The organism is Paenibacillus sp. P4_A7 (assembly GCF_056402455.1).
In genome coordinates this window covers 1-14,290 of sequence record NZ_JBFUHJ010000117.1, presented here as the reverse complement: position 1 = coordinate 14,290, position 14,290 = coordinate 1, and the positions used below count along the sequence as shown (strand labels likewise).

At 44.9% G+C, this 14,290-nt stretch carries 15 protein-coding genes and 1 pseudogene; 4 read left to right on the top strand and 12 right to left on the bottom strand.

Translation table 11 applies throughout. The features are described 5' to 3' along the window. From AC1DWN_RS15910 to AC1DWN_RS15900, 3 genes and pseudogenes are all read right to left on the bottom strand, one after another. A pseudogene (locus tag AC1DWN_RS15910) lies at positions 1 to 128 on the bottom strand (TIGR00730 family Rossman fold protein); the annotation flags it as partial. A gap of 109 nt (positions 129 to 237) precedes the next feature. After that, positions 238 to 1,134 (bottom strand): cation diffusion facilitator family transporter, encoded by an 897-nt coding sequence (locus AC1DWN_RS15905; RefSeq protein ID WP_477559878.1) that lies wholly within the window; start codon positions 1,132 to 1,134, stop codon positions 238 to 240. A 204-nt stretch (positions 1,135 to 1,338) separates the two neighbouring features. Then, positions 1,339 to 2,331 (bottom strand): ABC transporter substrate-binding protein, encoded by a 993-nt coding sequence (locus tag AC1DWN_RS15900; protein ID WP_477559877.1) that lies wholly within the window; start codon positions 2,329 to 2,331, stop codon positions 1,339 to 1,341. Between the two features lie 186 nt (positions 2,332 to 2,517). Here AC1DWN_RS15900 and AC1DWN_RS15895 point away from each other — a divergent pair, with 186 nt between their 5' ends. From AC1DWN_RS15895 to AC1DWN_RS15885, 3 genes are read left to right on the top strand one after another with little or no spacing between them, the layout of a single operon-like run. Further along, a complete protein-coding gene (locus AC1DWN_RS15895) occupies positions 2,518 to 3,525 on the top strand; it encodes a FecCD family ABC transporter permease (RefSeq protein ID WP_477559876.1) in 1,008 nt (335 codons plus the stop codon). A gap of 1 nt (position 3,526) precedes the next feature. Then, positions 3,527 to 4,573, top strand: a complete 1,047-nt coding sequence (locus AC1DWN_RS15890) for a FecCD family ABC transporter permease (RefSeq protein ID WP_477559875.1) — start codon at positions 3,527 to 3,529, stop codon at positions 4,571 to 4,573. A gap of 60 nt (positions 4,574 to 4,633) precedes the next feature. Then, positions 4,634 to 5,455 carry an ABC transporter ATP-binding protein gene (locus tag AC1DWN_RS15885; RefSeq protein ID WP_477559874.1) on the top strand — a complete coding sequence of 274 codons (822 nt, stop codon included), beginning with the start codon at positions 4,634 to 4,636 and terminating at the stop codon, positions 5,453 to 5,455. Between the two features lie 275 nt (positions 5,456 to 5,730). Here AC1DWN_RS15885 and AC1DWN_RS15880 read toward each other — a convergent pair whose 3' ends face one another. The 8 genes from AC1DWN_RS15880 to AC1DWN_RS15845 form a co-directional block, all read right to left on the bottom strand. After that, on the bottom strand, positions 5,731 to 7,350 hold the full coding sequence (locus tag AC1DWN_RS15880; protein ID WP_477559873.1) for an ABC-F family ATP-binding cassette domain-containing protein: 1,620 nt from the start codon (positions 7,348 to 7,350) through the stop codon (positions 5,731 to 5,733). A 46-nt stretch (positions 7,351 to 7,396) separates the two neighbouring features. Further along, complete coding sequence (locus tag AC1DWN_RS15875; protein WP_477559872.1) at positions 7,397 to 7,606, bottom strand: hypothetical protein; 210 nt, start codon at positions 7,604 to 7,606, stop codon at positions 7,397 to 7,399. Continuing rightward, positions 7,603 to 7,791 carry a hypothetical protein gene (locus AC1DWN_RS15870; RefSeq protein WP_477559871.1) on the bottom strand — a complete coding sequence of 63 codons (189 nt, stop codon included), beginning with the start codon at positions 7,789 to 7,791 and terminating at the stop codon, positions 7,603 to 7,605. The genes AC1DWN_RS15875 and AC1DWN_RS15870 overlap by 4 nt, the downstream gene beginning before the upstream one ends. Before the next feature lie 121 nt (positions 7,792 to 7,912). Further along, positions 7,913 to 8,140: a hypothetical protein gene (locus AC1DWN_RS15865; protein WP_477559870.1), complete on the bottom strand. Its 228-nt coding sequence runs from the start codon at positions 8,138 to 8,140 to the stop codon at positions 7,913 to 7,915. A 32-nt stretch (positions 8,141 to 8,172) separates the two neighbouring features. Then, the gene (locus AC1DWN_RS15860) at positions 8,173 to 8,331 is read right to left on the bottom strand and encodes a hypothetical protein (protein ID WP_477559869.1); all 159 of its coding nucleotides are present in this window, start codon (positions 8,329 to 8,331) and stop codon (positions 8,173 to 8,175) included. Next, positions 8,300 to 8,536: a hypothetical protein gene (locus AC1DWN_RS15855; RefSeq protein ID WP_477559868.1), complete on the bottom strand. Its 237-nt coding sequence runs from the start codon at positions 8,534 to 8,536 to the stop codon at positions 8,300 to 8,302. Before AC1DWN_RS15855 ends, AC1DWN_RS15860 begins: the two co-directional genes overlap by 32 nt. 688 nt (positions 8,537 to 9,224) lie before the next feature. Further along, positions 9,225 to 10,292, bottom strand: a complete 1,068-nt coding sequence (locus AC1DWN_RS15850) for a Gfo/Idh/MocA family protein (protein WP_477559867.1) — start codon at positions 10,290 to 10,292, stop codon at positions 9,225 to 9,227. Positions 10,293 to 10,434: 142 nt separating this feature from the next. After that, positions 10,435 to 11,532, bottom strand: a complete 1,098-nt coding sequence (locus tag AC1DWN_RS15845) for an MBL fold metallo-hydrolase (protein ID WP_477559866.1) — start codon at positions 11,530 to 11,532, stop codon at positions 10,435 to 10,437. 320 nt (positions 11,533 to 11,852) lie between these two features. On the opposite strand from AC1DWN_RS15845, the gene AC1DWN_RS15840 reads away from it, so the two are divergent. Then, on the top strand, positions 11,853 to 13,007 hold the full coding sequence (locus AC1DWN_RS15840; RefSeq protein ID WP_477559865.1) for a virulence factor: 1,155 nt from the start codon (positions 11,853 to 11,855) through the stop codon (positions 13,005 to 13,007). Positions 13,008 to 13,171: 164 nt separating this feature from the next. Here AC1DWN_RS15840 and AC1DWN_RS15835 read toward each other — a convergent pair. Then, on the bottom strand, positions 13,172 to 14,290 hold a 1,119-nt coding region (locus AC1DWN_RS15835; protein ID WP_477559864.1), incomplete at its 5' end, for a transglutaminase domain-containing protein.

The following is a 14,290-nucleotide window of genomic DNA, read 5'->3' as shown; positions in this document are numbered from 1 at the left end:
ATTGTAGAGCCGCCGTAAATTAGCCGATACTTTTTTTGTACGATATAATTTCCAAGCTCAATCGCTTTTTGAGCATATTCATCATGCTCTCCTAAATTAGATCCAGCAAAAACACAAATAGATTTCATTTCCCMTTCTCCACCTCATACTATATATAGTTATTTTCCGAATTAATCATACTACATACAGAAACTCGGCGTAAAGGGGACGTCACCACCGATTGTCGTTAATGCTTTTCTAATCCGTTCGCAGGGGGCTGCTGTTTTCTCCTTCAAGTGGCTCCACATGCACATGCACACTCATAATATTATGCTTTCGAGACATGCGATGCTCGATTTCATCACTAATGCGATGACTCTCTATAAGTGACAGTCCAGGATCCACTTGCACGATAACATCGATCAACACGTGGCTGCCATGTGCCCTTGCCTTAATATCTTTAATCGATTTGACACCCTTAGTCTTCGCAATTGACGAGCGCAGCGTATTCAGCTCATTCTCATCAAAGCCGTCCGTCAAAACATGCGTTGCGCTATAGAAAATGTCCCATGCTGTTTTGCAAATAATCGCACCTACCGCAAGCGCTGCAACGGGATCAAGCCAAGGCAATCCGAATTGTGCCCCGATAATGCCTATTGCAGCACCGATACTTACGAGCGCATCAGACAAATTATCCTTCGCTGCCGCTAGCAATGCTTGATTATTAATACGAAGTGCAAGTCTCCGATTGTACAAATAGACGCCTCCCATAATTAAAGCGGCGAACAATGCTATCCAGGCAGATGATAAATTCGGAACATGATGGTCTGCGGCAAACAATGATTTAACCGCGCTAATCAATACCTGTACACCCACCGTTGCCATTATGAACGATGCGATAAGTGCTGCAATCGTCTCCGCTCGGAAGTGCCCGTAAGGATGGTCCTTATCCGGAGGCTTTTGCGATATTCGTAATCCGATCAATACCGCTACTGAGGCAACAATATCAGTCAGGTTATTATAACCGTCCGCTACGAGAGCACCTGATACGAACCAGTACCCTGCAGCAAGCTTAAGTGTAGAAAGCACCAAATACGCGCCTATACTTACCCAGGCGCCCTTTTCACCTTGTTTAATCTCATCGTACTGATTCAGTGTTCATACCCTCCCAAGCCTAACCTTCTAATCATTCCAGCTTCTGCAAATAATCTATCGGTATCATACCCGAACAGAACCATGTGGGTCTAGAGAAACAGTGTTTACCTGGTGCGCGCTTTTATGCATCCACGCAACATTTATTGATTGCTGCAATAAAAAAAAGCTGGAGAAAACTCTCCAGCTGTTCCTTTTTACTGCTTATTATTTTATTTCATAAATGTTGTAGATTTCATCCAGCATTAGGTTAGCTGCGACTACACCGCCAGCTGTATTCCAGATCGCATCGCTTACTCGAATAGCTTTGCCGTTTTTCACTACATTAAGACTTTGCCATAGCGGATCCTTCAGCATCTCATCTTCCATTTGCGTGCCTTTACCGTCTCCTGTCTCATAAGTGAAATAGAAGAGCATGTCGGCGTCAACTTCAGGAAGGCGTTCCTTTGTAATTTCTTCAACAAATGTATCTGTATACTTCTGATTGTCTGGGCGAGTTATTCCTAGCTTCGAGAACGCGACTCCAGTAAATGTATCTTCTAAGTAAATTCTTGTTTTTCCCGCCATAAAACGTACAACGGATACTTTTTGGTTAAGCTTGTCGCCTGCTTTAGTCTTGAAGTCTGCTGTCCGAGCATCATAGTCTGCAATTACTTTCTCGCCTTCAGCTGTTTTGCCAAGCGCTTCCGCGTATAGCTTGAAGTTAGACTGCCACTCTCCGCGAAGCGTTTCAGAAAACACAGTCGGCGCTATCGCATTCAGCTGTTCATATACATTTTCTTGACGCAATTTATTACCAATAATAAGATCAGGCTTAAGACTGATAATAAGCTCCATATTCGGCTGGCTCTCATCACCTACTACTGTAACGCCCTCCATATCCGCTTTAATGTGATCGTACCATGGATCGCCTGTCCAAGATTTCACTGCGCCTACTGGCTTAACTCCAAGTGCTAAAAGCGCTTCTGTTCCTTCGTTCGTCAATACAACGACACGAAGCGGAGTTCCTTTTATTTTTGTCTCGCCCATAGCGTGTGTAATAGTACGAACATCCTCGGTTTGAGGCGTTGTTGTTTCATTCGGCTTTGCCGTGCCCGCGTTATTATTTGTTTTTGCGCTTCCGCACCCTGATACGACTACGGCCATAGCTAGCAAAGCCGCGGAGGCTGTCCATACCAATCTTCTTTTAAATACCTGCATCATCTGTTTGCTCTCTCCTTATAAATGAAAATGGTTCTCATTAGTTCTACATACGAAACTATAGCAGGAGGCAAAAATAATGTCAATGATTTATTGATAATGATTTTCAGCGTCATTGACAGTAACGAAGTGTTCCCCTAAAATAATTGAGTACCGATTAATTGGCATAATAGGAATGAGGAATTTATGACTACTCTACTCTCATCACGATTTCAAAAGATTACAGGTTTGTTTATCGGTCTATTATTATTTGCCGCCGGCATCGTCTGCAGCATCGCATTCGGAGTTACGAATATTAGTTGGCGTACAATGATAGAATCATATACCGCGTTTAATGGATCGCAAGAGCATCTCATCATACAGACTGCGCGGGTGCCTCGTGCTCTTATAGCAGCAACAGCCGGAGCAAGCCTCGCCGTCGCTGGCGTGCTTATGCAAGGCATTACCCAGAACAAACTGGCTTCACCCAGCATTCTCGGCATCAATGCCGGAGCAGCTTTCTTTATTGTCATAGGCTCGGCCTTCTTCGGCGTAAACGGCTTATCTACATACGCTACGCTTGCCTTTATCGGTGCTGCCTTTACCGCTGTGCTCGTATATGTACTTGGCTCGATAGGAAATGATGGACTTACTCCGCTTAAAGTAACATTGGCAGGAGCCGCTATGACAGCCTTCTTCTCATCCCTTTCATTAGGAGTATTGCTTACTGGCGGTCAAACCTTCGATCAAGTCCTTTATTGGTTTGTAGGGTCCGTCGCTGGACGTGATATTGGCATATTTAAAGCAGCCGCACCGTATATGTTTATCGCTCTTATAGGAGCGCTCATATTGACTAGACATATGAATGTCCTTTCACTCGGAGACGATATCGCAACCGGTCTTGGTCAGAAAACTATTTATATTAAACTCGCCGCCGGAGTCGTTATTGTCATACTCGCGGGCGGCTCGGTATCAATGGCCGGCCCTATTGCATTCGTCGGTATTATTATTCCTCATCTAACCCGGCATCTCGTCGGAATTGATTATCGATGGACGATCCCTTATTGCGCCGTCCTTGGTGGAATACTTCTGCTTGCTGCAGATATCGGTTCTCGCTATATCTCATTTCCGAAGGAAGTTCCGGTTGGAGTAATGACCGCAATTATTGGCGTCCCTTTCTTCATCTATATCGCTAGAAGAGGGGAAAGTACCTAACATGAATATATGGATCACACTCAGAGGACGAAAGTATTCTTTTCAAATAAATCGTCGCACGGTAACGGTAATCTCGGTTCTAGCCATCATTAACCTGGCAGCCATCATCATTTGTACCGGGATGGGAAGTAAATTCATCTCACCAATCGCAGTCATTCGCGCGTTTCTTGGCATTGGGGAAGAAACCGACTCCATGATCATTTTCTCGCTACGACTGCCGCGCGTGGTAATCGCCATATTGGTCGGTTCCGCCCTAGCGGTTTCAGGAGCATTATTGCAAGGTATTGTACGCAACCCGCTTACTTCACCGGATATTATCGGCATTACCGGAGGAGCTTCTCTCGGGGCTGTCGTATTCATCTTATACTTTTCCCATGTGAGTATACGCTATATGCCGCTTAGCGCGATTGCTGGAGCTTTTGCAACCGCGTTTCTTATTTATATATTTGCCTACCGCCGCGGTATAACACCGCTTCGGCTTGTACTTATTGGCATTGGTATGGCCACTGCTTTGACAGCTGTAACCTACATGCTAATACTAACAGCCTCGTTCACTCCGACGGCTGTTGCCGTTAAAGCTTTTACTTTTAAGACTGGCAGTATTTACGGCGTTTCTTGGGAGAGGGACGTAAAGACTTTACTGCCCTGGATCGTTGTCTTAATGCCAATCGCTCTTATCTATGCTCGTCACTTAAATGTACAGGAGCTAGGCGATGAGGTTGCTGTGAGCGTTGGCAGCTCTGTTCATAAGAAAAGAACTATACTGCTTATCATTAGCGTAGCTCTTGCTGGCGCTGCCGTCGCCATAGGTGGCGCTATTAATTTCATCGGACTAATGGCTCCCCATATTGCTCGCAAGCTTGTTGGGCCAGCTTATGGCGGTGTCATACCGGTGTCTGCTCTTATTGGATCGCTTGTACTTTTGCTTTCTGATTTAGTTGCGAGAACGGCATTCATTCCACTAGATATTCCTGCAGGTGTCTTCACGGCGGCAATAGGTGCACCGTTCTTCATCTATTTGTTATACCGTCATCGTAATGGTGCCTAACTAAATCCTGTATTCTGCATTACGAATTACGAGAATATAAAAAATGAAGGAGTGAGCCCCGTGTCGGTCATTCAAGCGAGAAATCTTACGTTATCCTATGGGCAAAAGCCTATTTTCTCGGATCTTCATATTGTTGTCCCAGAGGGAAAAATCACCGTATTTATCGGGAGCAACGGCTGTGGAAAATCTACCTTGCTACGTTCGCTTGCGCGTTTGCTGAAGCCCCAAGAAGGATCCATTTTGCTAGACGGAAGTGATATCGCTAAGCTATCCAGTAAAGAAGTTGCCAAGCGTCTTGCCATATTACCGCAAGGACCAACTGCTCCTGAAGGCTTAACCGTTCATCAGCTCGTTAAGCAAGGCCGTTACCCTTACCAAAGCTGGCTGCAGCAATGGTCCCAAGAGGATGAGCGAATGGTGAAGAGAGCACTTGATGCTACTCATATGACCGAGTTGTCCTCGCGTTCCGTGGATTCGTTATCCGGTGGACAACGGCAGCGGGCGTGGATTGCTATGACACTGGCTCAGAACACTCGTAACATCTTACTGGACGAGCCTACAACCTATTTGGATATGACGCATCAAATTGAGATTCTCGACCTGCTGTTCGATTTGAACGAACAAGAAAACCGGACAATCGTAATGGTCCTTCACGATATTAATCTCGCCTGCCGCTACGCACATCATATCGTTGCCGTTAAGGATGGACGTATTTACGACCAAGGGGAACCAGAACGGATTGTAAACGAAAAGCTCATTAGCGACGTATTTGATATGAAATGTCAGGTTACAGCTGATCCAATCTTCGGCACACCGCTCTGCATCCCTTATGGTAAAGGCCGTAAGGTAACAGCTTCTGATGCGGTTGCGGTTCATAACTAAAGTATTGAAATCCATTACGATCCATTCTTAAGCTTTCATGTAAAATCTTTTTCCATTTACCTCTGGAACAAAAAAAGTCTTTCCCTTGCATGCCGCGATAACGGCTGAGGGAAAGACTTTTTTTACTTTAACTATCTTTATGTAAATCTAACCCTTGATCGAGCTGCCGAGCATTTCACGCATGGTCAAATTCGGTAAATGAAGAATTTCAAATATAAAAAAGCGCCGTCCGCGAGGATCCCCTCGAAGGACGACGCAATGCTTTTATTGCTGTATTACACCGCGTACATACGCTCGCGAAGCGCCTTAACTTCTGCGCTTTCAAGGTACTCATCGTAAGTCATCATCCGATCAATAACACCATTAGGCGTAATTTCAACGATGCGGTTAGCGATCGTTTGAACGAACTGATGGTCATGCGATGTGAATAGCACGGTGCAGTCTGTATCGATTAAACCATTATTCAAAGCTGTTATTGATTCGAGATCCAAGTGATTCGTAGGCTCATCCAGAACAAATACGTTTGCACCTTCAAGCATCATTTTGGACAACATACAACGAACCTTTTCACCCCCGGACAATACGCTAGCTTTCTTAATCGCATCATCACCTGAGAACAACATACGGCCAAGGAAACCGCGAATGAACGATTCATCGGGATCCTTCGAGTATTGACGAAGCCATTCCACCAAATTCATGTCTACGCCATCGAAATAAGCGGAGTTGTCCTTCGGGAAATAAGCTTGAGTTGTCGTAACTCCCCATGAGTAGCTACCTTCATCAGCCTCAACTTCACCAACGAGCATTTGGAACAATACCGTCTTCGGCAAGCTGTTTGGACCAACAAATGCGACTTTATCGCCTTTGTTGAGCGCAATCGTCAGGTTATCAATGATTTTCTCACCATCGATTGTTTTCGAAAGGTTATCAACCAGCAGCAATTGTTTGCCTGCCTCGCGCTCGCCTTTGAATAAAATGAACGGATATTTCCGGTTCGATGGACGAATATCATCAAGAGAAATTTTCTCAAGAAGTTTTTGTCTTGATGTCGCTTGCTTCGCTTTGGATTTATTAGCGCTGAAACGCTGAATAAATGCTTGCAGTTCTTTAATTTTATCTTCCTTCTTCTTGTTCTCGCCGCGCATCAACTGCAATGCAAGTTGACTGGACTCATACCAGAAGTCATAGTTTCCGACATACATACGGATTTTACCAAAATCAATATCCGCGATATGTGTACAAACCGTATTCAGGAAATGTCTATCATGGCTGACTACGATAACAGTGCCTTTGTAATCAGCAAGGAAATCTTCTAACCAGCGAATTGATTCGATGTCCAAGTGGTTGGTAGGCTCATCTAGCAGCAAAATGTTCGGTGTGCCGAACAAAGCTTGCGCTAGCAATACGCGGACCTTCTCGTTACCGCCAAGCTCACTCATTTTCTTATCATGCAAATCTGGCGTGATACCGAGGCCGTTAAGCATTTCTGCTGCTTCGGACTCCGATTCCCAGCCGTTCATATCTGCGAACTCAGCTTCGAGTTCACCAGCACGCATGCCGTCTTCATCAGTGAAGTTCTCTTTTGCATACAGCGCGTTCTTCTCGTTCATAACTTCATATAGCTTTTTGTGACCCATGATAACCGTCTCAAGCACAACATGCTCGTCGTATGCATAGTGGTTCTGACTAAGAACCGCTAGACGCTCACCCGGTGTTATATGCACTTCTCCGTGCGATTGCTCGACTTCACCGGATAATATTTTTAGAAAGGTCGATTTACCCGCGCCGTTAGCGCCGATCAAACCATAGCAATTCCCTGGTGTGAACTTGATAGTTACGTCTTCAAAAAGCGCTCGCTTCCCATAACGGAGCGTAATGCCACTTGTACTAATCATTCGTTTAATCCCGTCCTTCACTACATTATCAGTATATATCGAACTATTATACCACAGTATGCTCGGAAACCGAACCCTCTTTTACCCGCAACCTCGCCTTTCGGCTCATTCTCCATATGGTCCATGCACTTGCTCCGTACAGCAAGGCGCTCATATAGAACAAAGCATTAATCGTCAGCCAGTCGATCAGGTAGCCTCCCAATATTACTGCAAACCCTGATGCAACCGATGTCCAAAAATGGTACGAGCCAATCACTCCGCATCTCGCACCGCGTTCGGTATAATCAGCCAGCAGTTCGTCCCAGGTTGACTATATTCCATAAATTCCGAAGCGGCACGCATCGCATTGTTTCGGCTTACAAGCTTGCTCGACTGCTCTACAAAAAAATACGTCTGCAGGTTCCACTGCAAGTTTTTGCCCCAATCTGTCGATCGATTCAAATTAAAGAGCAGCTTTCCCGGCGCGACCCACTTCTCATTGCTTACCAGCTTGTTATGATCGGAGAGTAGAGACTTGTCATCAACTGTGTAATTTTTGGCAAGAGCATCCGTAAAATAACTGTCAGGCGCAACCGATTCGGCCGATATGCAAGCGTATATCGGGATTTGGCAATACTTCCTTTTGAAAATAATCGATATATTGGTCAAGTTTCATGAGTACGGTTGACTCTCGGTAAACCTCATCCTCCGTTAGATGCAAGGTGACCTCCAAAATAAGTCCAAACAGTCCATAGCCGCCGAGCGCCAGTGAAAATAGCTCCGCATTTTCTGTACGACTAACATTTCGCACGATACCATCTGCTGTGAGCAGACGGAATAATTCTACACTTTTAATAAGTAAGCCGTTTCTAATATCTCTTGCGTGTCCGCTAATTCAATTGAAACAATAGCATTGTAGCTTGCCATATCGACCACAATGCCGTCCTCATAATAGGTGTGTCCACCCTGGCTATGGCGCTGTCCTGCGATCGATATTTTCAAGTCCTTCTCCTTCGCTTCTTTGACCAGCGCTGACCAGCGCTATTAGCTGTTCTTCTGCTTCACCTTTAGCTACACGCTCTACTTTCACAGGATGAAGCCGACTGTAGTTCGTCACCAAGTAAGGATYTTGATCAATCGAACTCGTTCTTATGTATTGAAAAATACTTAACGTTACAAGCAATAGCAATACTATCGCTTTTTTCATAGAGCATCCCCTCTCTATTTCTTAGCAAAGCAAATGTAAGCAGTATGTGCTGTTCTTGTGGTCATTGGTCAGCATGCTTGTCTGCTTAGCTTGCTTGGCTTGCTTGGCTCGCTTTACTTGCTTGGCTGTATGTCTGTCTGTCTACTCTTAATACTCCACATTATACCAACCTAATTTAATTCATCATGTAATGCACTCGTAGTTTCAATTTTTGCAATTAAATGATGGTGCAAACGGGTAAGCAGCCATTTAGTGTCAGGCGATGAACTTAATTGCTCGATTAACTCGATCCATCCTCTACTTACGATGAATTAACTGTATATTGTGAAACTAATTCATCTCGAAATCTATAATGATTACTATTAGTTTCAATATGTATGACTAATTCAACCTCTCCTCCAAACAGCCAGAAGAAAATGCACTTCACCGCCTATATTAACCTCTATTTTACAATTCGTTTCAAATGCTAACTATGTAACGGGACCTGGTAAGTTAATGTTGCAAGCACCAATATGTAAAAAAGCCACCTCATATGAATAACAGAATGTTATCACTGAGGTGGCATTATCTAGGGCTTTAGCTTGGGCTTTATCTTGGGCTTTATCTTAGGCTTTATCTTAGGCTTCTTCATTGGCATCTTTATAAGCTTCTTTATATTGCCTGTTGCATATGGATTTGGATTAGCTTTTTAGTCCCATTTCAGCTTAACTTCATTGCCTGTACGGGATGATTCATATATAGCGTCTAGGATGCGGTTATTCGTATAGCCGGATAAACCGGTAGTGATGGGCTGCTTGCCCTCACGAATACTATCTACAAAATGTCGGCACATCAGAATACGTTCTTCTTCGCCTTCAAGTGGAATAATATCACTCTCAACTACCTGATTATCCAAATGCGTCACGTATTTCCCATTGCTGCCGATGACCCCTACTCCGCCTTTTGTTCCCATTAGATGAATAAACGGGTCTTCCGACAAGAATGCGGAATGCGCTGCCCAGCTTACTTCAAGTGATAAGGTCGCCCCATTATCCATCTTGATTAATGCGGAAGCCAGATCCTCTACGTCATAATAACCATCCCAGTTTGGTGTTCCCCAGCTCCCGATACCTTGACGGTTAGGACCGAACTCAGCATAGGTTGATCCAAAGACAGATATCGGCTTCGGATTGCCCATCAAATACAGTGAAAGGTCGAGCATATGAACCCCAATATCGATCAACGGTCCACCGCCTGCTTGATCCTTGCGAGTAAACCATGACCCCCAGCCTGGAATGCCTTTTTTACGGAACCATCCAGCCTTAGCATTATATATATGACCTACATCACCGTTGTCAATATGCTGTTTAATTGCGCGATTTAGTCCCGTCCATCTCATTTGATGAGACATCATCAATATTTTACCAGACTTGTCCGCTTCCTCTACAATCAAACGCGCCGCTTCAGAATCGATTGCCATAGGCTTCTCCAAAAGCACATGCTTGCCGTGCTTAAATGCTTCAATCGCAAGCGCTGCATGAAATTGGTTAGGAACGCCTATGATGACAGCATCGATATTCGGGTCTTCAAGCAATGACTGGGGGCTTGCATGAATCGTCTGAATACCGAACTCCTCTGCACGCTGCTCTGCAAGTGGCAAATAAGCATCCGTAACCGCCACGACATCAATTCCTTCTAATTCGCTGAATGTCTTCATGTGAATACTGCCTATGGCTCCTGCACCTATAATTCCAAGGCGTATGTTTACTTGACTCATTTATATCCCCCTCTAATTGATGTGGAGCTTTTTAATGGCATAATTCAGCAAATTATATAATGATGAGAGCTCGCCACGTCAGTATATCTTTTTAGCTAATAATCGTCATTGCTCGAAATTGGCTTACAATTGTTCTCGTTTGTCATTTACCTGACAATCGCCATGTTTCGCCATGCGGTAGTACAACGATTCGTTGTTTATCAATGCAACGATTACACCGCTCGGCCTCTAGCCGATCAAGTGCTTCACGGGGTGTATCATCAGCGAGCTTGAAAGCACCATAGTGCATGGGTACGAACCATTTCGCTCCAGTATCCTCGTATGCCTGCAATGATTGCTCAGGTGTAACATGCTGTGGTCCCATAAACCATTCTGGTTCATAAGCTCCTATCGGCATAAGTGCTACATCTATCGGGAAACGACGTCCTATTTCCTTGAACCCTTTGAAATAACCGCTATCACCTGCAAAATAGACGGTTGGCGAATCCGATAGTATCGGTCGTCCTGCTTCGCTATCGTAACTTGATCCTGTATGAACAGGCTGCTGCTCCGAGGCTGCTGCCGTTAGTTTCTCTGCATTTATAGACGATATGTTTAGCTCCCGCTGCTTCTGTTTGCCTACACGGCTTACAGAACTTCTGTTTCGAGAACTGGAGGGTTCAATAACCCAACCGCCCCAGTGTGAGCTGTTCGTATCCCATGGATTGCGACGAGTCCAATGCTGCGATGGAACGAAAGTAAATGTAACACCTTCAATAGATACGGATTCCCACCAATGCAATTCCTTAATGCGAGTAAAGCCCTTAAGCCGCAGCTTCGTGCTTAGCCCCGCAGGTACTAACAGTTGCTTGGAGCCAACGAGTTTCCGTAGTGAGCTTATATTTAAATGGTCATAATGAGAATGCGAAATAAGTACGACATCGATTGGCGGAACCTCTTCGATTGGTAATCCTGGAGGTGCCAACCTCTTTTGAAACGCCATTTTACCGGACCATACCGGGTCGGTAATAATATTCAAGCCGCCTAGTTGAATTAGAAATGTTGAATGCCCAACCCAAGTAATCGATGGTTGCTTTCGGTTATTTTGCAAATATACAATATCAGGGTCAGCGTTAGGAACGGCGAACGAATAATCTTTGGATTTCAGCCTTCGAATGCGTTCTTGACGCCATCTCTTGAACTGCTTTAAAGAATTATGAAGCTCGATTGGTTCAATATTAGCAAATCGTTTTAACTTCAACCGTTCATACCTCCCCGCTTATTCCGATTATTTTATTAGATTACCAAGTATATGGCTCAAAAAGCAACTATGGAGTTTGTGAAAGGTGTCGCATAATAACATAAAGCGTCGTTGTTCGCATCCTATACTAAAATCAGGTACACTTAATTAATGAAGTTGAAACATTAAAAATGATTCCCTACTGAACAAAGCTTATGCTTTCGAGGCTAGTTTTGCTATAACTTTAGGCTTATGCTTTCGAAGCTAGTTTTGCTTCACAAAACTTTAGGCATATGCTTTCGAAGCTAGTTTTGCTTCACAAAACTTTAGGAGGTTTCCTCATGAAACTAATTTCAATAGAACCAACTCCAAGTCCTAACTCCATGAAGCTTAATGTGGATGAGATGCTGCCTCGGGGACGCAGACTAACCTTTAAGACAAGCGAAGCTGCTGATGCACCCGAGCCTTTGCAGCAGCTCTTACAAATAGATGGCGTGCGAAGCTTATTTCGTACGGCTGATTTCATCGCGCTTGACCGGAAGTCTGGCGCAGATTGGGCGAGAATATTAGCTGAAGCCGGTCAAATTTTGCAGCAAAATACTGGAGAAGGCGATCAGGTAGGTCAACAGAACGGGGCAGCAACGAGCTATGGCGAAGCGCAGGTGTTCGTTCAAATGTATCGGGGCATTCCGATGCAGGTACGTGTCCGAATTGGAGATACTGAGGCTCGCTCCGCGCTTCCTCCTCAATTTGGCGAAGCGGTTCAAACCGCTGCCGGCTCAGGCATGATACGTGAGCGCAAGCTGGAGGAATTCGGTGTACGATATGGCGAGCCTGAAGAAATTGCACTTGAAATTGTGCGCGAGCTGGAAGCCTCTTATAACGAAGAACGACTCTCTGCTCTTATACAAGCGGCGATTGAGCAGGGCAGCACGATAAGTGATGAGAGCAGCCAGATGTCCATACGACCTGCTCCGTTATCGTTAGCAGCGGCGCAAGAACAATTTACATCACCCGATTGGCAGGTACGCTACGCCGCATTAGAACGCTATGTTGCATCCATAGAAGGCATTCCGTTGCTCGCCACAGCGATTAAGGATGAGAATACATCGATACGACGGCTAGCCGTCGTTTACCTAGGCGATCTCAGATCGTCAGAGGCGCTGCCGCTTCTGTTCACAGCCCTTCAGGATTCATCCACTTCCGTAAGAAGAACGGCTGGCGACACATTATCAGACCTAGGAGATCCCGCTGCAATTGAACCTATGATTAAATCACTCAAAGACAAAAACAAGCTTGTCCGCTGGCGGGCAGCTCGTTTCTTATACGAAGCAGGTGATGAGTCGGCGGTTGAAGCACTCCGCGAAGCAGCCAAAGACAATGAGTTTGAAATTCAGCTGCAGGCACAAATGGCGCTCGAGCGAATCGAACGTGGTGAAGAAGCCGCTGGATCGGTATGGCAGCAAATGACTGCCGCTCGCAAAAACGAGCAATGAGAAGAAACGGTTTGTCCTTTTGAAGGGCAAACGTATTCTCAAAAAAATATAAGCCAAGTATGAGTTAAAACTTATATTGGGCTTATATTACAAAAAATAGTGAGGGAAACCTCACTCCCATGAACCAAACTTCATGGCGAGTGAATATTTCCTCACTATTTTTATTACTTCTGATATTCGAGCTGAATACGGACTAGCAGCGAATTATCCCCAGCATAGGGTTCATAGCTAGCTCTATAACCAACTGCCATTTTTACTGACTCAAATGCCGCCTTAAGTGCCTCGGGAAACGCTTCTCCCTGCTCGTATCTAAACTCTAGACTAGCAGCACGAGTGCTCAGTGCCGATTGAATGAGGCTGCTGAGCTGCTTTGGACTGGAAATCGTATTCTCAGGCTCAAGCCAATTCAATCCCAGAGCTAGTTTTAGTCTATTATAACGCTCACGCTCTGCTGTTGTCCCTTGCTGCTCGAGCTTTCTGATAACGTCTAAATACGAAGTACTTGCAGGTGGATATGATTTTGTCCATTGATGATCCAAACGTAATTCTGCATCCGTCTTCAAATAATAATTGTACCTAATTGCCGTATCGGCTGACTTCGCAGCAGCTACTGACTGTTCATTTTGGGCAGAATGTACAGGATCGTCCCAGGTCATATCTACATGGTACCAAACCCCATCAAGCCGTACCATATTCCAAGCATGCTCACCAGTATTCACAGTCCCTTCAGCAATTAAAACCTCAATGCCAGCTTCCTTAAGCATCTTGTAGGCTAACAGAGAGTACCCTTGGCAGACAGTTTCCCCTATGGTTACCGCATCATACGCTGTATAGCGGGTCAAGGACTGATCGTACTCGACATGGCTTACAATCCAATCGTGAATCGCTTTTGTTTTCTCATGATCATTCATCGAGGGCTCGATTATTTCCTTAAGCGCCTTTGCAACCTCGCGATCAACAATTGCTGTCTGATCCTTCGTTTCCCGATATCTCGCTTCAATCGCTATCGTAGACTTGCCTCCCCAGCTTCGGATCGTATACAAATAGGATTCGAGGATATAGGCTGAATAATCGTCGTGCTTCATCGCAGCTTTAATAGTATCCGTTAGATGATCCGACAACTCCTGCTTGTCTCCCGTATATGTAACGGAAAATCGTTCGGATCGATTTTGGAACGCCTTAGAAATTTCCAGTTCCAGCTTTTCTAGCTGATCAAGCTTTTCTGCAAATACTGGTTCATCCTTTTCTGCAACCGCTGGGAACAATTCCAATTTCAAGTCTAC